Below are 25,438 nucleotides of genomic sequence, written 5' to 3' on the forward strand. Positions count from 1 at the left end.
CATGCCTGACAATAAGCCATTTGCCTGATTTTTGCGTATTAACTACAAAGAACAACAGGGAATCACATGCGTAAACTCAAGGTTATTTCTCCATTTTTTCTTAGTCTTTTGCTTGCGTGTATACACGTTCATGCCACTACCCTGATAGGTACTGAATACCCCACAATGGTAGACAGAAAAGGAGATGTCTCACGCTATGAAGCATTAATCATAGAAGCATTCCGACGTATGGACACGCCACTCTCTATCGATGTTACCCGACCCGCCTTTGTGGGTAGTGCGCTGACAGGAAAACGGGTTGATGGCGAGTTAATGTTTCTGGACATGAATGAGAAAGACAGCGACTTTTTGTATTCTACGCCCTATGCGCCTGTGAACTTATATTTAGCAAGCCGACATAACGATGTAACAGAGGTAGGCGCTTTCTACCATATTGAAGGCGCCAGAGTCGCCACCGAGAACCGCTTTGCAAATACAGCAACGCTTCGGGTCGAAAAAGACGTAAAGTGGTCTCGCAACCCGGCAAGTTATGATGTCTTCAAACAAATTGGCGATGAGAGAGCCCAGTACATTCTGGCTGATAAATTACTGTTGCAGGAATTCAATCTGTTGCTTCATCGCTCAAACCGCACCCCGCTTTTCTTATCGCCAGTGCCGCTCGTGAAATCGTCTATGCGCCTATCACTTCGTCGCGATATTCAAGGTGCAGAAACTATACTTGAAAGTTTTAATAGCCATATAGCTAACATGCAACGAGATGGAACCTACAATCTACTAATGGCTTTGCCTTGGATCACCAAAGATATCGATGGCGATGGCTTTGCCGAGTTTATCACGAGCGCGTCTGTTCACCATAATGAGCTGGATATGTCTGCCCTGCGACATGCCTTGGCTATAGACAACAGTGTGGTGCCAGAGACGCCACGTTTTTATGTAGATGGACAGGCTTTTGATAGGTTTGATGAGGCACTAGATGCCGTAACTAAAAAGTCTTACACTCCTAGGGAAAGCTTTTTAGACGAAGCTCGTTATAAGCAGATAATGCGCAATTGGTAGCACACACAAAAAAGGCTCCACATGGGAGCCTTACCTGCTTGCGTTAATATGCCAATTAAATTGGATTAACGTTAGCAGCTTGAAGACCTTTTTGGCCTTCTTCGATTTCAAATTCAACGCGCTGACCTTCTAGCAAGGTTTTGTAACCTTCTGCTACGATGGCACGGAAGTGTACAAACACATCCTTTTCACCATTGTCTTGGGTAAGAAAGCCATACCCTTTTTCTGCATTAAACCATTTTACTGTGCCTGTAACTTTAGACATGTATACCTCAGTGTTTTAATAAATGTGCCCACAAGGGACAAGTGTGTTCCATGTCATGGCTTAACGTATCCTGTGTTTAACACTTACAGATGACTTAAAACAAGTCGGGTAAAACGTCTTACAGCAAATCACATCGTAACTTCAGAGGTTTAATGTAGCAATAATCACACAAGGCTACGCCTAACAATGACATTTTCACTATACCAATAAAACACAGAATTGATATAAAATTTATGAGAATTGTAAGAAGAATCACAAAATCTTCATAATAACTGCACAGTTTTTAACCGCTAGTTTAAATACCTAAACGATAAACTCCATAAAAACAGGGTTATAGCTAAACCGATATACAAAATAGAGGGGGCCTGAAGGCTGAGTGATAATGCACTGGTTGAAATAATGGTTAACATGCCAGAAAGCAGACAAAACAGCATCTTACGCTGTTTTCTGTTTGCCGCTTGTTGCAGTAATGCTTCTTTTTCCTGTCTTGCAGGCATTGTTTTGAGTTGTTTCAGTGTGTCGTGCACTAAATCTGGCATTTCAGGCAATTTTTCCGACCAGAAGGGCAGATTGTCTTTGATTTTGCTTGCCATTGCATTGAATCCGATTTGTTGTTTCATCCATCGCTCAAGAAAAGGTTTAGCAGTTTGCCAAAGGTCTAATTGGGGATACAGCTGTCTACCAAGACCCTCAACATAGAGAAGTGTTTTTTGTAACAAGACCAGTTGAGGCTGTACCACCATGTTGAACCTACGGGCAGTATTAAAAAGTTGAATGAGTACATTACCAAAGGAAATCTCGGCTAACGGTTTTTGGAAAATAGGCTCGCATACGGTTCTGATCGCCACCTCGAACTCATCGATATTGGTGTCATAAGGAACCCACCCAGAGTCAGCATGCAATTGTGCAACTTTGCGATAATCACGATTGAAAAAAGCAATGAAGTTTTCAGCCAAATACCGTTTATCTTCACTATTCAATGTGCCTACGATCCCAAAGTCTATACCAATATATTTGGGGTCGTGCGGGTTTTCACGTGATACAAAAATATTTCCAGGATGCATATCGGCATGAAAAAAACTGTCCCTAAAGACTTGGGTAAAAAACACCTCTACGCCTTTTTCTGCCAAGCGCTTCATATTGGTATTTTGTTTCAGTAAAGCGTCGACATCAGAGATAGGAATACCGTAAATACGCTCCATCACCAACACGTTTTTTCGGCATAAATCACTGTAGATTTTGGGTACATACAACGAATCTGAACCTTCAAAATTCCGTCTAAGCTGAATCCCATTGGCTGATTCTCTGAGCAAGTCTAACTCGTCAACAACGGTCTTCTCATACTCCATCACCACTTCTACAGGGCGGAGCCGTTTACCGTCAGGCAGACCGCGCTCAACGACATGGGCGATGGACGTTAGCAGACGCATATCATCGTTAATCGTTTTACGAATATCCGGACGTAAGACTTTAACTACAACGCTTTCACCACTTTCTTTTAACTTAGCTGCATGAACCTGAGCGATGGACGCCGAAGCTAAAGGCGTGGCGTCGAACTCACTGAACACAGACTCCAAATCGTCCAGTTCAAGTGCTTGCTTGATGATTTTAATAGACGCCTGAGTATCGAAAGGCGGTACCTGATCTTGCAGTTTCGCCAATTCATTGGCAATTTCATCAGGCAACAAATCGCGACGTGTAGATAACATTTGGCCGAACTTTACAAACACCGGTCCCAGTGCTTGCAGGGCCAGCCTTGCCCTAGCCCCTGGTGTAGCATGCTTGTGCTTATTCCTTAACCAAAATAATGTGTGGCGCAAATATCTCACATACCAAGGCAACCAGGCACGCGGCACCATTTCATCTAGGCCATGCTCTAATACAACCTTTTGGATTTTATATAAACGGCCTAGTCGCATTGCTGTTCCAAACGCTTGAGTCTTGCTTCAATCCTAGCTGTATCGTCTCTGAGTTTTGCCACTTCAATACAAAAACTGTCTATGGCTTGTTTACGTGCTGCTATGGGTTTCTCCTCAAGCACAACATCAGCCATTTGTGCAGAGAATAAGCTTACCTTATTCAGTAACATGGCATGGGTGCTTTTGGCGACAGATACAACACTGTGTGCAAATACATCTGTGGTGTTTTTCGCCAACCATTCTTCAATGTCAATGTTCACTGACTTCGCCATGTCTCCGATTTGTTGAGCGATGGTAATGTCGCCAATGATGGAAAGGGACTTGTTTTGAATTAACTGTGTTAACTGACTGGTATCTTTCAATTTGTCCAGAGACGCTGCTTGTGTCTGAATAATACAGGTGTCACTGTCGACACTCGCTTTCGCGTCAGAAAAGGTGGCGGGGCCGCTAAGCACATCAATCTTGTCACTGAATACTAGAGTGATGCCCTGTGGAAGTACATCCAAAAAAAGAATCAAACGCTTGCCGTGTAAGGAGGCCAACTGCTCTGTCGTTCGAGGCTGTGAAGCCAACGCCGCATTGATTGCGGTTTCTATTGTTGCACTCAAAAAGGCACCCAAAGGCATTAGAATTTGTACCCACAATGCAGGGCCACAATGCCGCCCGTCAGGTTATCAAAACGACAATGTTCGAAGCCTGCACTTTCAAACATACCTTTGAGGGTTTCTTGATCAGGGTGCATTCGAATTGATTCTGCCAAGTACTGATAGCTTTCTCTGTCGTTAGCGACCAACTGCCCCATAACAGGCAAAACATGAAACGAATAGGCATCGTAGACTTTACTCAGTGCAGGCAGAACAGGTTTAGAAAACTCCAGCACTAACAGCCTGCCACCGGGTTTGAGTACACGAAAGATTGACGCTAACGCATTGTCTTTGTTAGTCACATTTCGCAGCCCAAATGCCATGGTGACTAAATCAAAGTGGTTATCTGGAAAAGGCAGAGCCTCAGCGTTAGCCTGCACATACTCAATATTCCCCACTCGGCCCTGGTTACGCAGCTTGTCTCTGCCTACACTGAGCATGGAATAGTTGATATCAGCTAGCACTACCTGTCCAGACGAGCCTACTAGTCGTGAAAATGTAGAGGCCAAATCACCGGTTCCGCCTGCCAGATCAAGCACTTTCTGCCCACTGCGTACACCGCTGCAGTCAACCGTGTAGCGTTTCCACAAGCGATGGATGCCCAGTGACATTAAATCATTCATCACATCATACTTAGCAGCTACCGAATGAAAAACATCAGCCACCAGCCCTTCTTTCTGGTCTGCTGCAACCTGCTTATAACCAAAATGCGTGGTATTCGATGAGTTTGGGTTTTCTTGTTCGCTCATGAAAAAGCTCTTTATCCATTTTGCACCGGAGTGTACCTAAGTTTGCAGTGTCAGTAAAAGAGTTGCATTAACGTGATATGGCAGCAGTGGCTGCCATCGTGAGATATCTATTCGATTTGCCGACTGTTGTCACCACAACTCAGAGACACTATTTGACTAATACTTTGCAACGGCAAACCGGATTCCAGACGCCACTGATTAAATTGTGCATTGATGATGGTTAAATTGCGTTTACTCGTCAGGCCGCCTTCTATGAGTTTGTGTTGGCGAAAGTAACCTTCCACATCCCGCGACAATAAGAAAGTGTCTATTCCCAAGGCTCTTAATGCGTATGGCCCAGTGTTACCACCCAGCCGTACGCCATGCTTTTTCAGATAGGTCCACAAATCAATGATGTTACCGCCAAGATAGGAAATAACAAAGCTAGCAAAGCTGCCGTGTTGTCGGCTCATATCATTGATCATGAGCGCATTGTCGCGAATAGCTGCAACTTTGCGGTAGTTTCTTATGATCGCCGGATTGGAAGCTTTTTTTTCTAGCATTTCGTCTGGCATCAGGAGGATCTTTTCTATATTGAAACCAAAGAATTCATCTTCAAACGCCGGCCACTTTTGCTCTACAACACGCCACACGAATCCGGACTGAAAAACCTTTTTGGTAAAGGCCGATAAGAACCTGTCATCGGTAATAGTCAGGATTTGCTCTGTATCGAGTGGCGTCGATACCATTTGCATCAGGCGGTGCCGCCCTCCTTTTCGCGTTGCCGCCCTGTGCAAAATAGCGTCGAATGACTCAGCACTCACGCCGCAATACCGTTGTGCCTTAACAAGGCATCTACACTAGGCTCGCGGCCTCTGAATGCAACAAACGCATCCATAGGTTCCACACTTCCGCCTACTTCGAGAATGTTGTGTAAAAAGTCCCTACCCGTTTGCTGATTAAAAATACCCTCTTCTTCAAACCGGCTAAAGGCATCACTTGACAACACTTCGGCCCATTTATAGCTGTAATAGCCTGCGGCGTAGCCACCCGCAAAAATGTGTCCGAAGCTATGTTGAAAACGATTAAACGACGGTGGCGTAACGACGGCAATGGCTTCACGCACTTTGTCCAGCTCAGCCTGCACATCTACACGACCAGTGTTTGCTTGGTGTATATTCATATCAAAAAGACTGAATTCCAGTTGACGCAGCATTTGCATGGCTGACTGAAAATCTCTTGCCGACAACATTTTATCAAGCTTGTCTTTGGGTAAGGGCTCTCCCGTTTCATAATGACCTGAAATATATGCCAATGCCTCTTCCTGCCAGCACCAGTTTTCCAAAAATTGGCTGGGTAATTCAACCGCATCCCATGGCACACCATTTATCCCTGATACACCTGCAACGATCATTTTTGTAAGCATATGGTGTATGCCATGCCCAAATTCGTGGAATAAGGTTACCACTTCATCGTGAGTAAATAATGCAGGTTTGTCACCCACAGGCCCGCTAAAATTACACGTTAGGTAGGCAACCGGATGTTGTAAACTGCCATCAGCTTTTACACGGCGTACACGGCATTCGTCCATCCACGCCCCTCCCCGTTTATTCTCTCGGGCATATAAGTCCAAATAAAAGCTGCCCCTTATATCGCCCTGCTCGTCTTTCAGCGTAAAGAAGCGAACATCTTTATGCCACACATCAACATCGGTTTGCTCTTCAACCGACAATCCGTATAAGGTTGAAACCACATGAAACAGCCCGCTGAGCACGCGTTGCTCTGGAAAATAAGGCTTCAATTCTTCGTCAGTTATACTGAATTTTGCCTCTTTTAATCGCTCACTGAAATATGGAATATCCCACGCCTGAAGCTCATCTTTATGCCCACTTTCTGCGGCAAACTGCGCAATTTCTTCAAGTTCCTTTTGCGCCTGAGGCTTTGACTTCTTGGCCAAATCAGCTAAAAATCCTTGTACCTGTTCAACTGACTCTGCCATTTTGCTCGCCAGTGAGCGTTCCGCATAATTATCGAAACCAAGCAGCTGTGCGACCTGCTGCCGTAGCTTGAGAGTTTCGTCAATGATAATAGTGTTATCCCACTTTCCGCCATTCACACCCTGTTCTGACGCGCGGGTTACGTAAGCGCGATACATTTCTTCTCGTAAATCACGGTTTTTAGCGTGCAACATAACTGGCAGGTAGCTCGGAATATCCAAAGTAAATACCCAACCAGTCTTTTCTTTATTTTTTGCCGCCTGTTTTGCAGCTGCTTTTGCCGACTCAGGAATGCCGTCTAACAACGCTTCATCTTCAATATGCTTATACCATCCCATTGTGGCATCAAGCAGGTTATTACTGAACGATGAACCAAGTTCTGAAAGTTTGGCCTGCAAGGTTGCATACGTTTTCTTTTTATCATCTGGTAGTGCTACACCGGACAACGTGAAGTCGCGCAACGCATTGGTGATTAACTTTTGTTGCGCTTGGTCTAATTCAGAAAATGACTCACTGTCGTGAAGATTCTGGTAAGCCTGATACAGGCCCTGATGCTGACCAACCCAAGTACCGTATTCTGAAAGTAAAGGCAGGCACGCATCGTGAGCTTCGCGCAGTTTATCTGAACTAACTACTGAGTTCATATGCGACACCGGTGACCATAACTGACTCAACAAGTCATCAGCCTCTTCGATGGGTAGTACCAGTGCTTCATAACTTGTGGCTCCGCTTTGTACCACCTCATCAATCACTGCTTTGCTGTGGGCAATTGCCTTGCTGATATCATCGACTATAGTGTCAGTTTTAATTTGTGTAAAAAGTGGCAGGCTCATAGTGCTGTCCGTTGTATTTGGTCCTAATCTAGAAAAGAAGTTTGGGACAGTTGCACCATTTTTCAATAGATTTCGTTATGCTTTAGGAAATGAATAGGACTTTGTCTCGGTCATACTGTGACAAGGTTAACGTAGATACTAGTAAAATAAGGGTTGGCATGTCCCATTTCGATTATATATGTATAGGTGGCGGGAGCGGCGGTATCGCTTCAGCTAATCGCGCGGCTAAATATGGAAAGAAAGTCGCCATCATTGAAGCCAAGGCGATGGGAGGCACATGCGTCAATGTGGGTTGTGTCCCTAAAAAAGTCATGTGGCACGGTGCGCAAGTCGCTGAAGCACTCAATCTCTATGCAAAGGACTATGGTTTTGACATCACCGTCAACGATTTTGACTGGTCCACACTCGTCAAAAGTAGAAATGCCTACATAGAGCGTATTCATGCCTCTTATGACAGAGTGTTGGGTAACAATAAAGTGACTGTTATAGAAGGCTATGCGACGTTTGTTAACAACAATACCGTGGAGGTAAACGGGAAAACTTACACGGCTGACCACATTTTGATTGCTACCGGCGGGCGCCCAAATGTAGATAACGTACCTGGTGCGGAACTCGGCATAACCTCAGATGTTTTTTTTGAGCTACAGGCACAACCTAAACGTGTGGTTGTAGCCGGTGCGGGCTACATCGCCGTAGAACTGGCGGGTGTAATGCATAGCCTGGGCAGTGAGACCCACCTACTGGTGCGTAATAATGCACCACTGCGTAACTTTGACCCCATGCTGAGTGAGACCCTGACAGACATGATCCGTACCGACGGGCCCACATTACATACACATCACATCATCAAGGAAGTTGAAAAAATGGCTGATGGTAGTTTGTGCGTCATCATGACAAGCGGTGAGAGAATTGAAGCAGATTGCCTTATATGGGCCATTGGCAGAAGTCCCGCAGTTGATAATCTGGGACTAGAAAACACCGACGTTACACTTAACGAAAAAGGCTTCATTGAAGTTGATAAATTTCAAAACACCAATGCCAAAAGCATTTATGCAGTGGGCGACTGTATTGGTAAGGTTGATTTAACACCGGTTGCTGTGAAGGCAGGACGATTATTGTCAGAACGTTTATTCAACAACCAACCTGATGCGCATATGGATTACGATCTCATTCCCACGGTTGTTTTCAGTCATCCGCCTATTGGCACAATGGGACTCACAGAGCCAGAGGCGGTAGCTAAGTATGGTGACAATAATATTCAAGTCTACAATTCAAGTTTTGCTGCCATGTACACGGCAGTAACCGCACATCGACAAACCACAAAGATGAAACTGATTTGTGCCGGCCCTGAGCAAAAGGTGGTTGGGATCCATGGCATAGGGTTTGCCATGGATGAAATATTGCAGGGCTTTGCCGTTGCAATGAAAATGGGCGCAACAAAAGCTGATTTCGACGCTTGTGTCGCAATTCATCCTACCAGCGCTGAAGAATATGTCACTATGACATAAATGTATTCGCACACTTCTGGCAATTGCTCATAACGTGTGTAATTGCCTTTTTTTTACAAAAAATTCACTTTTGCACACGTCCAATCGTATACTCCGTGCAAACAATAAAACAATGCGACAGGAACACCATGACAAACACATCCAGGTTACTAACAACCTTAATGTTGGCCGCTTTTTCTTCCTTGTGCTTGGCAGAGGAAGAACAACCGAAGTGGGACGTACTAAACCCGCCATATGAAACCAAACCTGTACAAATACAAACTGATGAAACAACCTGGTCTAGCCTAGATATCTCACCTGATGGGTCGTTTATGGTGTTTGATATGTTGGGGGATATTTACAAAGTGAGCACTGAGGGGGGCGAAGCAACTGCGCTTACTCAAGAGTTCGCCTGGAATATTCACCCCTCAATCTCTCCTGATGGAAAACAGATTGCATTCATCTCAGATCGTGGTGGTCTATCAAATATATGGGTGATGAATACAGACGGCACAGGTTTGCGTCAAGTTAGTCAAGAAAAGAAAAACCTCATTCATTCGCCTAAATGGAGCCCTGATGGTGAATTTATTGTGGCGACAAAAGGCATCATGTCGAGCCGCAGTATTCCAGCAGGTGAAATTTGGTTGTATCACAAGTCAGGTGGCGATGGGATCGCCATTAAAGAAAGAGTGAATGGCAAGCGGGAGCAAAACAACATTGCAGATCCTGCATTTTCACATGACGGCACATACATCTATTACACACAAAACACAGTCCCTGGTAGCCAGTTTGAGTACAATCGCGACCCGCTTGAAGGCATTTTTGCTATTACCAGGTATGACAGAGAGACGGGTGAAGAAACCCGCCTAATTAGTGGTACGGGCGGTGCCATTGTGCCCACACCTTCACCAGACGGGAAATACCTAGCATTTGTACGCAGAGTCAAAAATGACACTGCATTATTCATCAAAGACCTGACTTCGGGAAAAGAAACCCTGCTCACTAGAGAGCTTGAACGAGACATGCAGGAAGGGTTCGGTACCGAGGGGTACTTTGCTTATTTTGACTGGACGCCAGACAGTGAATCTATTGTTTACTGGACCGGCGGTAAGTTTCATAAACTCAATATAGCGAACAAAGCATCCAGTATCATCCCTGTGTCAGTTAACGCCACCGTGAACGTTGCTCAGAACCTGCGTTTCCCCGTGGAAGTCGCGCCAGATGAATTTGATGTCAAAATGATACGTTGGTCACAAGCCTCACCTGATGGTAAATCCATCCTATTTCAGGCATTGGGCAAACTTTATCTGCGCGATATTAAAAGCGGCAAGCTTAGACGTCTGACAAAACAAGATGAACATGATGAGTATTACCCCAGATATTCACATGATGGTAAGCACATTGTTTACACCACATGGAGCGATAAGGACCTGGGTGCGGTGCGTATCGTATCGGCCCGAGGTGGAAAAGGAAAAGTAGTCAGTACAGAGCCGGGCCATTTTATTGAACCCAGCTTTTCTATTGATGATGAATATGTAACATACCGCAAATTTACCGGCGGTTACTTACTTGACCCAGCATACTCTCTCAACCCCGGTATTTATGTCACGCATATTGATGATGGCACCACAAAAAGAGTCAATAATCGAGGCATGCGCCCGCACTTCGCCGGCAGCAATGACAGAGTCTATTTTACCGAGTCTGTAGCAGGTAAACCCTATCCTGAAACCCAGCTATCCAGCGTCAATTTGGATGGCAAAGACAGACGTACACATTTGTACGGTGCAGACAAAGTCAGTGAGTACCGTCTTTCACCTGATGGCAAGTATGTCGCCTTTGTTCATCAATTTAATACTTACGTTGCCCGGTATGCCGAAAACGGTAAAAAACGTAAGCTAAGTCCAACGATGAAATCTATGCCGGTTAAAAAGCTGTCATCGCGAGCCGGCGAATATTTAGTGTGGAGTGCGGACAGTCGAAATGTAGGTTGGCACCATGGCCCGTTTTACTTCAATCGTGACCTCAACGATGCCTTTGATTTCCTCGCTGGCGCGCCTGAGGCATTACCCGAACCGATTGCTGAGGGTCTTGATCTTTCCTTTAAACAAGCTGCAGATATACCGCAAGGTATCAAGGCTTTAGTAGGGGGAACAGTTGTTACCATGCGCGATGCAGATAATACGCAGGAAATTATCCAGGATGGTGTGGTTGTTTTCGAAGGCAATCGAATTACTGCTGTCGGTGCAAAAGGTGACGTGGTAATTCCAGATGACGCCATGGTCGTTGATGTCTCGGGTCATACTGTATTGCCAGGCCTGATTGACGCTCACTCCCATGGACCACATGGCCGCAATGAAATTATCCCAGAGCAAAATTGGGCCCAATTTTCTAATGTGGCATTTGGTGTTACCACTATCCATGACCCATCGAATGATACCACTGAAATTTTCTCCGCTGCTGAGTTACAACGTGCCGGAAAGCGAATCTCTCCACGTATCTATTCTACCGGCACCATTTTGTATGGCGCGGAGTCCATGGGGTATAAAGCTATTATTAACAATAGAGAAGACGCCTACTTTCATGTTCAGCGTTTGAAGGACACGGGTGCAATCTCAGTGAAAAGTTACAACCAGCCCCGTCGTGACCAACGTCAGCAGGTTATTTCTGCCGCAAAAGAGTTGGGTATGATGGTAATGCCTGAAGGTGGCGGTAAATTCCAGCAAAATGTTTCCATGATGGTAGACGGCCACACTGTTAACGAACACGCTATTCCGATTGCATACGGTTATAGCGATCTCACTCAGCTTTGGGCAGCCACTGAATACGCCTATAATCCCACCTTGCTGGTTGCCTATGGCGGCATGATGGGCGAAGAATATTTCTATGACCGCAGAGAAGTATGGAAAAACCCGCGCTTGCTTCGCTATACCCCCTCTTATTTAGTCGACAGTCGTGCTATTCGTCGTCCTGCTGCACCCGATGGGTATTACAATCATATCGATGTTGCGGCATACGCCAAAACTCTGCGAGACAATGGCGTGAGGGTTGTACTGGGCCCACACGGCCAGCGTGAAGGACTGGGCACACATTGGGAGATGTTTATTCTACACCAGGGCGGCTTTACGCCATGGGAAGCGCTGCGTGGTGCAACCTATGATGGAGCTATTCATTTGGGCATGGACAAAGACATAGGCACACTGGAGGTCGGCAAACTGGCAGATATTGTGGTTATAGAGGGCGATGTCCTTAACGATATGCGTCGTAGTGAATATGTGACATACACCGTACTAAATGGCCGTATTTATGAATCAGCGACGATGAACGAAGTGGGCAGTAAAGAAAAACGTGCTGAGTTTTTCTTCGAAGGCGATAACGATGCCTTTATGCCGATGGCAACGTCACTAGAAATTCACAACAAATCTCATATGTACCACTGGAAACACTAAGTGAGCAGGGAGCATGTTGCCAGTCTGGCAACATGCTTTTTCGCTGTATCAGCGGTTTCTTCCATATTGCTCGTGAGAAGACACCCAATCAGAAGACGAAATTGCAGAGGCAAGAGATACCTCTCCAGCTAAAGCTACTGCACCCACTATTTCAGCAAATTTATAGCAGCGGTCGCGACCGTAACAATCCATCATCTGTAAACATTCCTTTTGAGTACCAATACCCGTGCCACCGCCATATGTGGCCACTATGAGTGATGGTATTGTCAATGAAAGATACAAGTCCCCTTCTTCGGTTAGCTCCGAATACATTATCGCCGCAGAGGATTCTGATACGTTTGCTACGTCTTGCCCAGTTGCGATGAACATAGCGGTAATCCCATTGGGGGAGTGCAACCCTGTGTTGTTCACCCCCGACAAAAATGACCCCACAGCGGATACTCTGGCGTGATAATCGATTTGCTTGGGATCCACCCGCATCACATCCAACAAGTGCTCTCGCTTGATTGTCGCTTCTGCTACCACCCGCTTGCCACGAGTTCGCATGATATTTATTTGCGAGGCTTTTTTGTCAGTGGCAAAGTTCGATTCTAAATAGAAGTCTTTAATGCCTTCATAGTGGTCAAGAATCCAGCCACAGGCAGCAAACGTGGCACGCCCCACCATATTCTGGCCTGCCGCGTCTCCCGTTTTGTAGTTAAAACGCAAAAACGCAAATTTGTTAGACAGAAAATTATCAATATAAGTGAGCTTAGCAACAGAAGAGGTAGATTCCGCATGCTCACGAATCGGCCCCATATTTTCATTGACCCATTTCACAAAGTCTCTTGCGCCGCGGGCATTTTCAAATACAAAAACTGGCGCACGTTGCATAGCATCGTCAATCACAGTGGCCGTGATACCGCCACTGGCGTTGAGTAATTTCATTCCGCGGTTGTATGAAGCAACCAAGGTACCCTCTGTTGTAGCCATGGGGATCATGAACTCCCCCTGTGCATGCTCACCGTTGACTACGACTGGCCCAGCCACCCCCATTGGGACCTGAGCAACGCCGATAAAATGTTCTATGTTGCCCTTTAATGTTTGTGGGTCGATTGAATATTTACCGACATGGTCGAGTTTGGCGCCCGAAAAGTTTTCGAATGCCTGTTGCCGCGTTTTTATAATTGCCTGCCCGTAGTCATCATGAGGATCACGTGGGATCCCTGTGACAGGTTTGTCATCTGATGAAATGTTGTCTTCCACTTCAAACTTGAGCTTGCCAAATGGGGCTGCTCGAAAAGAAATCCCCAACTTGCGTTTTTCGGGGCTTATAGGTTCATCAATGTCCATCAGTACAGTGACTGCGTCCCGCAAAGGGAAAGGAATATTACCGTCCTGATTAACTTCTGCCATGGAGAGAATTTTATGCGCACCTATCTGCAAGCTAATTTTACTTGGGTCAATTTCTTTTCCGTCCAACGTAACAAACAGTAACTCTTCAATGGTCGCGTCTTTTAGACGGTTTTTGAGCATAAAGCTCACTGTTTTATTTCGCTTTGTTAAGCTGGCTCTGGTGTACAGCTGCTTTAATAACATACTTGGCACAAACATCATGACTCTCCTAGGTAGGTGTCGATTATTATTCTCAATTCTATATTTAACCCTTACCTTTTTAATTTCCAGCTTTTTTCTAGTTTTGTTAATGAGACAAATTACATAGTTATTGGGACATTTAGACCTTCCAAACTGGAAAAAAAGGCCTTTTCTCACTCTGGCAAGCGAGCGTTAGTCACGCCTCGTATTCTCTTTCGGGTCGGGAGCATTAACCTCGTCACGGAGGTGCCATGGAACCGGTGCCAAGGAGACGGACAAAGTAGGGACACTAGGTTTTTCAGCCCGTTTACATGGAATTTATATGTGCCCAGGGATGGGCTGACTTTTCATTATCCACAACAAGGAGTGTGCTAAGGATCATGGTTGAGCAAATGAGGACAGGGTTGTTTCGCAGACAAGTCATTGACAGGCAAGGCCAGTCATTATTTGGAAAGGTGATCGTGACACCTCAGATGCCTACCTATCTAGTGGTGAGTATCTTATTGGTCTGGTTAATCTCTGGTATTTATTGGCTGCTCACTGGTAGTTATGCTCGGCAGGTGAGTGCCACCGGATGGATAGAGCCAAAAAATGGGGTAGTACAACATTTCGCCTCTCGCACATCGGGCACTGTCAAATCAGTGCAAGTTTCAGCCGGAGAGTGGGTTGAAAAAGATCAGGTACTGATGCGGATTGAAACTGAATCCTATACCAGCACCGGAAAGCCCGTCGCAGAACTAATTTTGGACCAGTTGTATTGGTTAAGAGCTGACTTAGAGCGTCAGATCACTCGGGCAAGCGAAGAGTTTGACATGCAGCTTGCCGAGAAGCGCAGCCAGCTAAACCATCTAAAGCGTGATTCCGAGCATTTAAGGCGAATATATTCCTCAGTTAGCCAGCAGGCGGACCTGTCGTCAGAAAACCTGAAAAAAGTTGAGAAACTACATCGTGAGGGGTGGGTGAATGGATCAGATTTGGATCACGCTAAACAAGGTGCATTGCGTGCTCAAACACAAAGACTTCAAATGGGACGTGAGCTTATCAAACTGGAGGAGCAAATTAGTGCATTACGCTTTCAGTTAAATCAGCTCCCAACACAACAACAAAATTATGTTGCCAACTTGGAAAGACAGAAAAGAGAAAACGAACAACGCTTGATACAGCTCAATGCCGAGCGTCAGGAAGTCATACTGGCAAAAACTAGCGGTCATATAACAGAAGTGTTAGCTATACCAGGCCAGAGGCTTAATGTAAGTAAGCCATTACTTTCAATAATGAGTAACGACAAAAAGATGGAGGCTACCATTCTTCTGCCAGTAAACGCGGCAGGTTTTGTACAGACTGGTCAAGCCCTGAAGATTAGATACGATGCCTTTCCACATGAAAAGTTCGGTTTGTTTAACGGAACGGTGACGTCAATATCAGAAAGTGTTCTTCTACCCAACGAGCTCTATCGGACGACTGTTGCGATCAATGAGCCGTTTTATCTTGTGCGTGCAGAGCTCAATCGAGACAGCATCACTGCGTATGGAAAGTCAATTCGCCTAAAAGCTGGCATGACGTTAAGCACTCAAATTACTACTGGTCATCGCTCAATCCTGGAATGGCTATTTGAACCCCTCTTATCACTGAAAGGAAGGGTATAGCACAATGACAACGGACACATTTACAGCGACCACCTTCAAGCCATCGCTCAATCTATGGAAGAAATCCACGCCACTGGTACTTCAGGCTGAGAGCAGCGAATGTGGACTTGCCTGCCTGGCAATGATTGGTGGTTTCTATGGACAAACGCCGGATATGGTATCCATGCGCGCCAAATATGCTATTCCCAGCCAGGGAGCCAACTTAAATCAGATAATAAAAATTGCCGCTGACTGGGGGATGTCTGCTAGGGCGTTAAAACTAGAGTTGAGCCATTTAGAGCAGTTGTCTTTGCCTTGTATTCTGCATTGGGACATGAATCATTTTGTTGTACTCTCGTCTGTTTCCAAGCGCTCAGCAACCATTCTTGATCCTGCAATAGGCAAGCGAACCCTGTCCATTGGGCAAGTGTCTGAGCATTTTACTGGTATCGCACTTGAACTCTCTCCTACAGGGGACTTCACTCAGAAACGACGTCGAACGGCTCTTACACTCTCGCACTTTATCAAAAATACAACCGGACTAAAAAGGCAGTTTGTTGTGCTGCTTACATTGTCGATGTTGCTACAACTTTTTGCTGTGCTCTCACCCTACTACATGCAAATAGTCATCGACGATGTCATTGCTAGGCATGATACTGCACTGCTTAGTGTTCTGGCACTTGGTTTCTCTCTGTTACTGCTAATTGAAGTAGGTACCCTCAGCTTTCGACAGTGCATTGTCCTAGCACTGAGCAGTAGGCTTAATCTGCAAATGAGTTGTCGCGTTTTTCAGCACCTTATCAGGTTACCTTATAGCTATTTTGCCAAACGGCATCTGGGCGATGTAGTTTCCCGATTCCAGTCGCTAGGACCAGTGAGAGAAATGCTAACACAAGGCATCATTGGCGCTATTTTGGACGGTTTTTTGGCCATAGTCACACTGCTGGTCATGTGTATTTATAACTTTCAGTTGACACTTGTCACGCTGACTGTTGTAACGCTTTACTTCACGATAAAGCGCATTATTTTTGTCCCCATGCACAGAATAAGTGCAGAGCAAATAGCGGCACGTGCGAATGAAAACACCCACTTCATGGAATCAGCGCGAGCCATAAAAACCATAAAATTATTCAATCAAGAAGCAAACAGAGAAAACAGTTGGCAACATAAGTTAGTCGAATTACTAAATAAGGATATAGCAATCGGACGCTGGCATATCACAGCTCAGGCCATACAAAAGTTACTCTTCGGTGCCGAAAATCTCATCATTATTTACTTTGCGGCTACATCTATAATGGCAGGGGTGATGAGTGTGGGAATGGTATACGCGTTTATGGCATACAAAACACGGTTTATCGGTGCTATTGACAGCATCATTACTACTTTTATCGAGCTCAGGTTGCTTAATGTCCATTTTGAACGTCTCAGTGATATTGTTTTCACAGAGCGGGATAAACTCACCGACGATTCATACCATCATGACAATACCTCTTCAGCCCCTCTTGGAATAGATGTTGAGCAAATAACACACAGCTACAGCAAACACTCTCCAAATACCTTTACCAACCTAACTTTTTCAATCAAGCCGGGTGAATGTGTTGCCATCACGGGAAAAAGTGGATGTGGTAAAACAACTCTTTTGCATTGTTTGATGGGACTATTGACTCCTACTGACGGCGAAATCAGAGTTGGCGGCAAACAGTTAAGTACCTCACCACATCTAAGAGGTCGTTTTGCCGCTGTGATGCAGGATGATCAATGCTTGTCAGGCAACATTATCGACAACATCACTTGCTTCGATCCAGCTCCAGACATGAACCGAGTCATTCAGGCGTCAAAAGTGGCAAGTCTGCATCAGGACATAAGCAACATGCCAATGCAGTATCAAACACTTATCGGTGATATGGGAAGTTGTCTTTCTGGCGGGCAGCAACAACGTCTTTTAATTGCTCGAGCACTTTACAAACAACCCTCAATTATCTTTATGGATGAAGCCACTGCCAATTTAGATGTAGCCACAGAAAGGACGGTAGGCAACAACATTGCTAAGCAAAAAGTCACTAGAGTTATTGTCGCTCACAGACCCCAAACCATCGCCATGGCAGACCGTGTATTACATCTGCATAACGGCACCCTTCAACACCTTACTAAAACAGCAACAGGAGAAACACCATGACTACCACAACACTCGATGAAAAACTTAATCTGCTCTCTAAACGCGAGTTGCAGGTGGCGCATAAAATTATGGAAGGCGCCCCAAATAAACTTATTGCACGAGAACTGTTTATCAGTGAAAGGACGGTAAAGTTCCATTGTGCCAATATTTATCGCAAGTTGGATATTCCCAACAGAGCGGGCCTCATGGCGAATTTTTTTCGCCATCTTTATCAACCCGTTGTCAGAGCGGAAAACCAGATTTAGCGTGTAATCGCTAAACACAGCACTTTGTTTGTTTTAAGCAAACAAGGACGTTAATTACTATGAAAGGAAGACAATAATGCAACATCCATTTGAAATAACTGAATTAACCAATCAAGAATGTGAGCAAGCTGCCGGCAGCGCCTCTGCGGCTCATGACATCAACACTGATTCATTTTACACACCAGGCATTCTGCCTCCCCCCATTTTCATCACGTTTGCGTTAGGTGAAGATGGCGGAGAACTTCCCATTGATGATTTTGTATAGGCGATAAATCCAAAATCATAACGATGCCCAAGTGCAATGCATTGCATTTGGGCTACTTGTCTTAATATACAAGGGCGCAGTATGGCTGTAACACTTATTGTTGGTGATGAAAAAGAATACCAAATTCATTGCATTGCCGTTAGGTTACGTGAAATGGGCAGCGAGGTGCGCTGCCTTCAACTTTCAGACTTTCCACTTAAAAATGCCATTAGCTGGCAGCCTGACTGCGGCCAAGGCTACTTACATCTAAACAATGAGAGCTTTAGTTTTAATGACATAAAGAGTGTCTATTGGCACAGAGCACAGGCTTGTCAGTCTGAACAAGCGACAACGGGTAACTGGCTAAAGAAGGAAGTCCAAAGCGCACTGTCTCCTCTTTTGAATTGTCTTAGCATTCGTTGGATCAACCCAATTTCAGCGTTGCAATACCATCAAAACAAACCTAGGCAACTTAATCATGCAGTCCGACTTGGCGCAGTAATACCTCCTACTTATATCGGCAACAACCCACGCTGCGCGTTGGACTTTTTACGCCAACACAGTGTTTGTATTTTTAAGCCCGTGCAAGGTGGTGCATTGACGCAACCAGTTTGTCATAAACAACGTCACATGGATCACTTGCAATCCGCATTGCGTTTGGCACCTGTTACGCTGCAGGCAAAAGTCGGCACAAGCAACGTGCGTACTTTTGTTCTGGGAAATACTTTGCTGAGCGCAGAGTTAAAAACGGACTATTTGGACTTCAGAGAAGATAGCAATGTGCAAGTTCATGTGGTAACGCTGCCAGATAACATCGCTAATTTAGCTCGAAGGATTTGCAGAGGGTTTGGCATGATTTGGTGTGCTATTGACTGGCGTATCGATGCCTACGGACAATTTTACTTTTTGGAAGCCAACCCCTGTCCTCACTTCTATCGATTTGAGCAATTAACCGGGCTACCTGTAAGTGAAGAACTAGGAAGGCTGTTATTGCATTAAAAAGGGCGCTGGCGCGCCCTCTTAAAGTAGTTGCCGATTACAAAATAAACCGACTTAAGTCTTCGTTGTCCACTAGCGCCTCGAGGTGACTATTAACATAGTTGGCATCAATAGTAATAGACTCACCTGACTTTTCAGACGCATCGAAAGAAATCTCTTCCATTAAACGCTCAAGCACCGTGTGCAGACGTCGCGCACCGATATTTTCAGTTTTTTCGTTTACTTGCCAGGCCGCCTCGGCGATGCGCTGGATACCACTTTCATCAAACGTTACCGACACGCCCTCGGTCGCCAACAACGCACGGTACTGTTCAGTGAGTGACGCATTGGGTTCTGTAAGAATACGTTTGAAGTCCTCAACTTTAAGCGCTGACAGTTCTACCCGAATGGGCAAGCGGCCTTGTAGCTCCGGGATTAAGTCAGAGGGTTTAGCCATCTGGAATGCACCTGAGGCAACAAACAATATGTGGTCAGTTTTGATCATACCGTGTTTGGTAGATACCGTTGAGCCTTCAACCAAAGGCAGCAAGTCGCGCTGTACGCCTTCACGAGAAACATCGGCACTTCCTGTGCCTTCTCGTTTACAGATTTTGTCAATTTCATCAATAAAAACAATGCCATTTTGCTCTACCGCATCAATAGCTTTTTGTTTTAGATCTTCCTGATTAACCAGCTTGGCAGCCTCTTCCTCTACTAATAGCTTCAGCGCTTCTTTGATCCTCAGCTTCTTCTTCTTCTTTTGAGAGCCTGACAAATTTTGGAACATGCCTTGTAGTTGATTGGTCATTTCTTCCATGCCTGGAGGCGCCATAATTTCAACACCAACTTGTGGTTGTGCTATGTCGATATCGATTTCTTTGTCGTCTAGCTTGCCTTCTCTGAGCTTTTTACGAAACGTTTGGCGCGTCCCCCTGTCCTGTGCCTCTTCCTTTTCACCAAATACATTTTCAGCGCCTGGAAGTAGAACATCCAAAATGCGTTCTTCTGCGGCTTCTTCCGCGCGAAAACGCACTTTTTCCATCTCTAGCTCTTTGGTCATTTTTACCGAGATATCAGCCAAATCCCGAATAATAGATTCGACTTCTTTACCTACATACCCTACCTCGGTGAATTTTGTAGCTTCAACCTTGATAAAGGGCGCATGGGCCAATTTCGCTAGACGCCTCGCAATTTCAGTTTTACCAACACCTGTGGGCCCGATCATGAGTATATTTTTCGGTGTAACTTCTTGTCTTAACTCTTCAGGCAGCTGCATGCGGCGCCAACGATTCCTAAGTGCAATAGACACTGCGCGTTTGGCGTCTTGCTGGCCGATTATATGACGGTCTAGCTCGTGTACAATTTCTCTGGGCGTCATTTCAGACATAGTTAATTTTTTCCATTGCTTTACGCAGGTTATTAAACCAACGCAATTAATAACTTAAGGTTTCAACCGTTTGACTGTGGTTGGTGAACACACAAATATCACCAGCAATAGTCAGGCTCTTCTCTGCAATTTCCTGCGCCGACAAACTGGTATTATCTAGCAATGCTGAGGCAGCAGCTTGGGCATAAGGGCCACCGGACCCAATTGCGATCAAATCATTTTCTGGCTGCACAACATCGCCATTCCCTGTAATGATAAAAGAGGCAGTATGATCAGCGACGGCTAGCAGCGCTTCGAGACGTCTTAACATACGATCAGTACGCCAGTCTTTCGCCAATTCAACAGCGGCTTTAGTCAAATGCCCTTGGTGTTGCTCAAGTTTAGATTCAAATCGCTCAAATAAAGTAAAGGCATCGGCAGTTCCACCTGCAAAACCTGCCAGTACTTTGTTCTGATACAGTCTTCTGACTTTGCGCGCATTGCCTTTCATTACCGTATTGCCTAAAGAGACTTGCCCGTCTCCCGCAATCACTACTTGATTATCACGGCGCACAGATACAATAGTAGTCACTAGGATTCCTCATCCACACTTACATTAGCTTCAAAGGTATGCACTAAGTAGGAAATTTCAAGGTGCTAACACGAAAATGTCCCGTTCTATGTTCTAGTATCAAGCTTCACTACTGGCCTAATTCACGCCTTGTGATTGAATTAGTTTGAGTTTTTTTATGTTGATTTATCTCTTGTGCAGGAATATTTTGACGATCCCAACTATGATCCTAATTACAATAAAAACAGGAGGCTGATATGCACCCTGAGCAAACCACTCAGTTACATTTCCAAGCACTGTTTGATCTTACCATGCGTGCAAAAGCGGGCATTTTTATTTACCTCGCTGTTTGGGTTGTGTTTGTGGTTGGTTTTGACTTTTGGGCGAACTCCCCAATGTTTGTAATGGTCAACTCAGGACTAATTCTTTTCATGTTTGTAGCGCGTTTGATTCACTTAGCCTATGTAAAACGCGCCAATAAGTACACTACCGACTTCCTCTATCAACTATTGATCGGTTTCATTTTGCTTTCCGCATCGCACTGGGGCGTTATGAGTGCGTTTATCTTAATTGAGTTTAAAGATAGCAATGCCTATCAATTTATCCTTATTGTACTGGCCGCACTCGCGATGGGTGGCGCTAGCGCTTTGAGTATCTCCAATACAGTGCGCTACTTTTACCCTTTGGCATTGTACGCGCCTGCTTTTTTTGTGTTCTTTATCGAACGCGATCCTTTGAGCACCATATATGGCATTTGCATGCTCCTGTCTTACGCCTATGTAATTGCTGCGTCTAAATATTCACGCGATAACTACTGGTCGGCAATTAGAAATCACCTTATTGCCGAAGAGCGGGCATCTGAATTAGAAAAATTGAGTACCACCGACCAGCTCACTCAACTTAAAAATCGCATGTATTTTGATGCCGAATTTGAACAAGAGTGGAGTCGCAGTTTTCGCCTGAAATCGCCTATGTCAGTGATCATGTTAGATTTTGATCATTTTAAATCACTGAACGATACTTATGGGCATTTGTTTGGCGACGAAGTACTCAGGCAAGCTTCTAGCCTTATTTCTAATGAGCTAAAGCGACCTACCGATTGTATCGCCCGCTATGGTGGTGAAGAATTTGTGGCTCTACTGCCTAATACAGATGCAAGCGGAGCCAGGACGTTGGGTGAACGTTTGCGTAAAGCTGTAGAAAGTATGGCATTGACCCATCAAGGAAAGCCGGTAACCGTCACGTGTTCTGTTGGTGGCGCCAGCGCAGTACCCAGTCATGACATTGAAAAGACAGATGTCATAAAACAAGCTGATAGCGCACTCTATGAAGCTAAAAAGATGGGCAGAAATAGATATGTCGCTTTTGATGAGTTGGCCGGGCCCAATTGAGACTCGGCCAGCTTTGCCAACTTACAGATTCCAGAACCAAATTTGACAAGTCGTAATACTCGCACGTCTTAGTGAGTGTCTGGCACGTTCAGCATCCCGCTTTGTATCAAAGGGACCCAAAATCACCCTAAACCAATCACCATTTTCACCCGTGCTTTTTCTAATTTGAGATTCCTGCCCCTGGAAAGCAATTTTAGCTTTCATTTCTTCCGCTTGTGCGCGGGTTCTAAAAGAAGCACATTGCATTAAATAGCGTCTGCCAGACCCCTGATGGGCTTCTACATCAACCTCTACTTCGTATCCCGGTAGCGATTTAATATATTGCCAGTCTTCCTCAGGCAATTCAGGTAAGCCTTCTTCATCCTGAATAACAAGAGGTTGTTCAATTTGATTATCCGGTGCAGGTGCATTGTCTTTAATAGACCATAGCCAGGCAGCAAAGCCGATTAGGATAAGCACCACTACAACAACGCGTACCCATAACGTAGCGGGTACGGTATTTTCTGGCGCTTGCTTCTGATTGTGTTTTTTGCGAGCAGCAGGCTTATTCTTTTTCTGATTGGGTTTTGGCGCTCGTCCGCGAGAAACATAATCGCGTTGGGTCATGGTGGTATTATTCTCTTATCACTACTTCGAAATGAAGTGTAACCTTATGTCAGATCGATTGCATCAACATCCAAAGACCATCTGACTTGTTTTGCTTCTTTGCTGGCAGTCATGGCTGACAACAGATGACGCAAAGCAAGATTGAGCGCTTTTCGCGAGGATGCTCGAACAATTAACATCATTCGATAGCGACCTTGTTTCTTTTCGATCAGTGTTTGTACCGGACCAATTGCAGAAATAATATGCGCAGGGGGTAGCGCAGACCTTGCCAGTTGCAATGCTTTCTGAACTTTGTATTGTTCATGTGACTCAGCCTTTACAATAGCTTGTACACTAAAAGGAATAACGTTTGCAGATTGCCGTTCAGCTAATAAACCACGAGCAACGTGCGCATACCCGTTGTGAATGAGTTCTTGCACGATAGGATGCCCTGGGTGATGGGTTTGCAACCACATCTCGCCAGGCTTCTCAGCACGGCCAGCACGCCCAGCCAATTGTGTGACCAGTTGCGCCAGCTTTTCAGCAGCGCGCAGGTCTGCACTGAAAAGTGCAGAATCCACATCCACAATCACAACCATAGTCACATCGGGAAAGTGATGTCCTTTGGCCACTATTTGTGTGCCCACCAGCAACTGATGCTTGCCTGCCCTTATTTCATCAAACCTTTTTTCTAGGGCATCTTTTGTTCGAGTGGCATCTCGATCTATTCTGGCAATAGACACACTGGGAAATAATCCTTGTAGCGCCTGCTCTAACTGCTCAGTACCAAGACCATCCGCAATCAGCGAGTCACTATGGCAATGATCACATCGATTTGGTACACCGCGCTGTGCATCACAATGATGGCATTTAAGCTGTCTTTTGGCTTTGTGCCAGGTCATGGGCCGGTCGCAACGGTGACACATCTCGACGTGCCCACAAGCATGGCAAAGCAAAACCGGAGAAAACCCACGACGATTAAGAAACACCAGTACCTGATTTCCTGCTTGAATGTGCTGCTGCATTTTTTCTATTAGGTGTTCAGCTATCCCTCCTTGAACAGGATGGTTTCGCATATCCTGAATGTACTGGCTAACCGGATTAGCGCCCCCTGCTCTGGCACTTAAATGTAAATGCTGATAGCGCCCGTTGAGTGCATTGTTAAGGGTTTCTAAAGAAGGGGTTGCGCTACCTAGTACTAAGGGAACGCCTAGCCTTTGTGCACGCACTGCAGCCAAGTCTCTGGCATGGTACCTCAATCCGTCCTGTTGCTTAAAAGAGTCGTCGTGTTCTTCATCGACCACAATCAGACCTAGCTGATAAAAAGGAGTAAAAATAGCGCTGCGTGTACCTATAATCAGGGGGAGTTTCCCAGATTTTGCTGCTAACCAGATTTGCATGCGCTTTTTGTCTGAGACTTTTGAATGCAACACGCCAACAGGATGACCAAAGCGTCGTTCAAACCGTTCAACGGTTTGTGGCGTCAGGCCAATCTCTGGTACCAGAACCAGCACTTGCCTCCCACGCAGAAGTACCGTTTCTATGACCTGTAAATACACTTCTGTTTTACCGCTGCCTGTCACCCCATCAAGTAGGCTGACAGAAAAGGTTGTTAACTGACTGGTTATGACGCCAATTGCCGCCCCTTGTTCACGACTGGCAATAGGCTTATTACCAAGGGTTAATTTGTCTTGCCAGTCTACTTTTGCTTCTAGATTCTGTTGATATTGCACCGCCCATTGTTTATCGACCAATGCGTTAATCACCGCATTGGAGAAACGCTGTTTAACATCACTCAGCAAGGCCGACTTCTCCCTTAAGGCATTCAATAAGCGTTTTTGCTGCTTTGCATTGGCAGGAATTGTTGAAAGCGCGTCTTTTCCCTCTGGCAGAATTTTCAGGGCTTGCTGGTTTACCAACGACATTATCTCTTGCTCTGATTTGTTTTTGCGCAGCCAACTTGGAAGCATGGTTAACAAGGTGTCACCAATGGGATGAAGATAATAGTCAGAGAGCCATTTTCCCAGCGACAACAATTCGTCGGGAATAAGCGGTTTAGTATCTAATACGCATTGTACTGCTTTGAGCGTACCATCCGTTGCTGCCTTTTCCTGATCACTGCCGACAGGTTTACTTTCCATCACAATACCAACAAGTTCGCGCTTGCCAAAAGGCACAACAACTCTTACACCATGCTCAAGACTACTGTCATGGGTATAGGTAAAAAGCTGGCGCAAAGGTACTGGCACCGCAGCCTGAATAAGATACATAATGCTTTTTCTGATGAATTTTCGTGCAAGTTAAGCT

The 25,438-nt window shown here is 45.3% G+C and carries 20 protein-coding genes; 9 read left to right on the forward strand and 11 right to left on the reverse strand.

What is annotated here, in order from left to right; translation table 11 throughout:
- The first annotated feature begins 66 nt into the window (after positions 1–66).
- Positions 67–1,056, forward strand: coding sequence for a hypothetical protein (locus DRW07_RS17850; RefSeq protein ID WP_124029315.1), 990 nt, complete (start codon positions 67–69; stop codon positions 1,054–1,056).
- A gap of 55 nt (positions 1,057–1,111) precedes the next feature.
- Here the strand turns inward: DRW07_RS17850 and cspE are convergent, their stop codons facing one another.
- The 6 genes from cspE to prlC all read right to left on the reverse strand — a co-directional run bounded on the left by cspE (position 1,112) and on the right by prlC (position 7,442).
- Positions 1,112–1,321 (reverse strand): transcription antiterminator/RNA stability regulator CspE, encoded by a 210-nt coding sequence (cspE, locus tag DRW07_RS17855; protein WP_124029316.1) that lies wholly within the window; start codon positions 1,319–1,321, stop codon positions 1,112–1,114.
- A gap of 290 nt (positions 1,322–1,611) precedes the next feature.
- A complete protein-coding gene (gene ubiB / locus DRW07_RS17860; RefSeq protein WP_124029317.1) occupies positions 1,612–3,240 on the reverse strand; it encodes a ubiquinone biosynthesis regulatory protein kinase UbiB in 1,629 nt (542 codons plus the stop codon).
- The gene (locus tag DRW07_RS17865) at positions 3,231–3,848 is read right to left on the reverse strand and encodes a ubiquinone biosynthesis accessory factor UbiJ (RefSeq protein WP_165870547.1); all 618 of its coding nucleotides are present in this window, start codon (positions 3,846–3,848) and stop codon (positions 3,231–3,233) included. The genes ubiB and DRW07_RS17865 overlap by 10 nt, the downstream gene beginning before the upstream one ends.
- 17 nt (positions 3,849–3,865) lie before the next feature.
- A complete protein-coding gene (ubiE, locus tag DRW07_RS17870; RefSeq protein WP_124029319.1) occupies positions 3,866–4,633 on the reverse strand; it encodes a bifunctional demethylmenaquinone methyltransferase/2-methoxy-6-polyprenyl-1,4-benzoquinol methylase UbiE in 768 nt (255 codons plus the stop codon).
- A gap of 107 nt (positions 4,634–4,740) precedes the next feature.
- On the reverse strand, positions 4,741–5,436 hold the full coding sequence (locus DRW07_RS17875) for a DNA-3-methyladenine glycosylase I (RefSeq protein WP_240630730.1): 696 nt from the start codon (positions 5,434–5,436) through the stop codon (positions 4,741–4,743).
- Positions 5,433–7,442, reverse strand: a complete 2,010-nt coding sequence (gene prlC, locus DRW07_RS17880; protein ID WP_124029320.1) for an oligopeptidase A — start codon at positions 7,440–7,442, stop codon at positions 5,433–5,435. Before prlC ends, DRW07_RS17875 begins: the two co-directional genes overlap by 4 nt.
- A gap of 158 nt (positions 7,443–7,600) precedes the next feature.
- On the opposite strand from prlC, the gene gorA reads away from it, so the two are divergent.
- The gene (gene gorA / locus DRW07_RS17885; protein WP_124029321.1) at positions 7,601–8,950 is read left to right on the forward strand and encodes a glutathione-disulfide reductase; all 1,350 of its coding nucleotides are present in this window, start codon (positions 7,601–7,603) and stop codon (positions 8,948–8,950) included.
- A gap of 161 nt (positions 8,951–9,111) precedes the next feature.
- The gene (locus DRW07_RS17890) at positions 9,112–12,375 is read left to right on the forward strand and encodes an amidohydrolase family protein (RefSeq protein ID WP_240630742.1); all 3,264 of its coding nucleotides are present in this window, start codon (positions 9,112–9,114) and stop codon (positions 12,373–12,375) included.
- 48 nt (positions 12,376–12,423) lie between these two features.
- On the opposite strand, the gene DRW07_RS17895 is transcribed toward DRW07_RS17890, so the two are convergent.
- Positions 12,424–13,971, reverse strand: a complete 1,548-nt coding sequence (locus DRW07_RS17895) for a hydroxymethylglutaryl-CoA reductase (RefSeq protein ID WP_240630732.1) — start codon at positions 13,969–13,971, stop codon at positions 12,424–12,426.
- A gap of 359 nt (positions 13,972–14,330) precedes the next feature.
- Between DRW07_RS17895 and DRW07_RS17900 the strand changes: the two genes are divergently transcribed.
- From DRW07_RS17900 to DRW07_RS17920, 5 genes are all read left to right on the forward strand, one after another.
- Complete coding sequence (locus DRW07_RS17900) at positions 14,331–15,596, forward strand: HlyD family secretion protein (protein ID WP_165870548.1); 1,266 nt, start codon at positions 14,331–14,333, stop codon at positions 15,594–15,596.
- 4 nt (positions 15,597–15,600) lie between these two features.
- A complete protein-coding gene (locus DRW07_RS17905; RefSeq protein WP_124029324.1) occupies positions 15,601–17,751 on the forward strand; it encodes a peptidase domain-containing ABC transporter in 2,151 nt (716 codons plus the stop codon).
- On the forward strand, positions 17,748–17,996 hold the full coding sequence (locus tag DRW07_RS17910; protein ID WP_124029325.1) for a helix-turn-helix domain-containing protein: 249 nt from the start codon (positions 17,748–17,750) through the stop codon (positions 17,994–17,996). Before DRW07_RS17905 ends, DRW07_RS17910 begins: the two co-directional genes overlap by 4 nt.
- Before the next feature lie 76 nt (positions 17,997–18,072).
- The gene (locus DRW07_RS17915; RefSeq protein WP_124029326.1) at positions 18,073–18,261 is read left to right on the forward strand and encodes a hypothetical protein; all 189 of its coding nucleotides are present in this window, start codon (positions 18,073–18,075) and stop codon (positions 18,259–18,261) included.
- An 81-nt stretch (positions 18,262–18,342) separates the two neighbouring features.
- Positions 18,343–19,239: an ATP-grasp domain-containing protein gene (locus DRW07_RS17920; protein ID WP_124029327.1), complete on the forward strand. Its 897-nt coding sequence runs from the start codon at positions 18,343–18,345 to the stop codon at positions 19,237–19,239.
- A 37-nt stretch (positions 19,240–19,276) separates the two neighbouring features.
- On the opposite strand, the gene hslU is transcribed toward DRW07_RS17920, so the two are convergent.
- On the reverse strand, positions 19,277–20,605 hold the full coding sequence (gene hslU, locus DRW07_RS17925; RefSeq protein WP_124029328.1) for an HslU--HslV peptidase ATPase subunit: 1,329 nt from the start codon (positions 20,603–20,605) through the stop codon (positions 19,277–19,279).
- A 46-nt stretch (positions 20,606–20,651) separates the two neighbouring features.
- Positions 20,652–21,176 carry an ATP-dependent protease subunit HslV gene (gene hslV / locus DRW07_RS17930; protein ID WP_124029329.1) on the reverse strand — a complete coding sequence of 175 codons (525 nt, stop codon included), beginning with the start codon at positions 21,174–21,176 and terminating at the stop codon, positions 20,652–20,654.
- Between the two features lie 236 nt (positions 21,177–21,412).
- Between hslV and DRW07_RS17935 the strand changes: the two genes are divergently transcribed.
- Complete coding sequence (locus DRW07_RS17935) at positions 21,413–22,546, forward strand: GGDEF domain-containing protein (RefSeq protein WP_124029330.1); 1,134 nt, start codon at positions 21,413–21,415, stop codon at positions 22,544–22,546.
- Between the two features lie 21 nt (positions 22,547–22,567).
- On the opposite strand, the gene DRW07_RS17940 is transcribed toward DRW07_RS17935, so the two are convergent.
- Positions 22,568–23,152 (reverse strand): SPOR domain-containing protein, encoded by a 585-nt coding sequence (locus tag DRW07_RS17940; RefSeq protein ID WP_124029331.1) that lies wholly within the window; start codon positions 23,150–23,152, stop codon positions 22,568–22,570.
- A gap of 44 nt (positions 23,153–23,196) precedes the next feature.
- The gene (gene priA, locus DRW07_RS17945) at positions 23,197–25,401 is read right to left on the reverse strand and encodes a primosomal protein N' (RefSeq protein WP_124029332.1); all 2,205 of its coding nucleotides are present in this window, start codon (positions 25,399–25,401) and stop codon (positions 23,197–23,199) included.
- Positions 25,402–25,438: the final 37 nt, after the last annotated feature.

The organism is Paralteromonas sediminis (assembly GCF_003820355.1).
Lineage (GTDB): Bacteria > Pseudomonadota > Gammaproteobacteria > Enterobacterales > Alteromonadaceae > Alteromonas_F > Alteromonas_F sediminis.

Bases quoted from the DNA above. Each gene is read 5' to 3' on its own strand.
- prlC (WP_124029320.1), bottom strand. From the start codon at position 7,442: ATGAGCCTGCCACTTTTTACACAAATTAAAACTGACACTATAGTCGAT.
- DRW07_RS17935 (WP_124029330.1), top strand. From the start codon at position 21,413: ATGCACCCTGAGCAAACCACTCAGTTACATTTCCAAGCACTGTTTGAT.
- DRW07_RS17940 (WP_124029331.1), bottom strand. From the start codon at position 23,152: ATGACCCAACGCGATTATGTTTCTCGCGGACGAGCGCCAAAACCCAAT.
- gorA (WP_124029321.1), top strand. From the start codon at position 7,601: ATGTCCCATTTCGATTATATATGTATAGGTGGCGGGAGCGGCGGTATC.
- DRW07_RS17920 (WP_124029327.1), top strand. From the start codon at position 18,343: ATGGCTGTAACACTTATTGTTGGTGATGAAAAAGAATACCAAATTCAT.
- DRW07_RS17895 (WP_240630732.1), bottom strand. From the start codon at position 13,971: ATGATGTTTGTGCCAAGTATGTTATTAAAGCAGCTGTACACCAGAGCC.
- cspE (WP_124029316.1), bottom strand. From the start codon at position 1,321: ATGTCTAAAGTTACAGGCACAGTAAAATGGTTTAATGCAGAAAAAGGG.
- DRW07_RS17910 (WP_124029325.1), top strand. From the start codon at position 17,748: ATGACTACCACAACACTCGATGAAAAACTTAATCTGCTCTCTAAACGC.
- DRW07_RS17850 (WP_124029315.1), top strand. From the start codon at position 67: ATGCGTAAACTCAAGGTTATTTCTCCATTTTTTCTTAGTCTTTTGCTT.
- hslU (WP_124029328.1), bottom strand. From the start codon at position 20,605: ATGTCTGAAATGACGCCCAGAGAAATTGTACACGAGCTAGACCGTCAT.
- priA (WP_124029332.1), bottom strand. From the start codon at position 25,401: ATGTATCTTATTCAGGCTGCGGTGCCAGTACCTTTGCGCCAGCTTTTT.
- ubiE (WP_124029319.1), bottom strand. From the start codon at position 4,633: ATGAGCGAACAAGAAAACCCAAACTCATCGAATACCACGCATTTTGGT.
- ubiB (WP_124029317.1), bottom strand. From the start codon at position 3,240: ATGCGACTAGGCCGTTTATATAAAATCCAAAAGGTTGTATTAGAGCAT.
- DRW07_RS17905 (WP_124029324.1), top strand. From the start codon at position 15,601: ATGACAACGGACACATTTACAGCGACCACCTTCAAGCCATCGCTCAAT.
- DRW07_RS17890 (WP_240630742.1), top strand. From the start codon at position 9,112: ATGTTGGCCGCTTTTTCTTCCTTGTGCTTGGCAGAGGAAGAACAACCG.
- DRW07_RS17900 (WP_165870548.1), top strand. From the start codon at position 14,331: ATGGTTGAGCAAATGAGGACAGGGTTGTTTCGCAGACAAGTCATTGAC.
- DRW07_RS17915 (WP_124029326.1), top strand. From the start codon at position 18,073: ATGCAACATCCATTTGAAATAACTGAATTAACCAATCAAGAATGTGAG.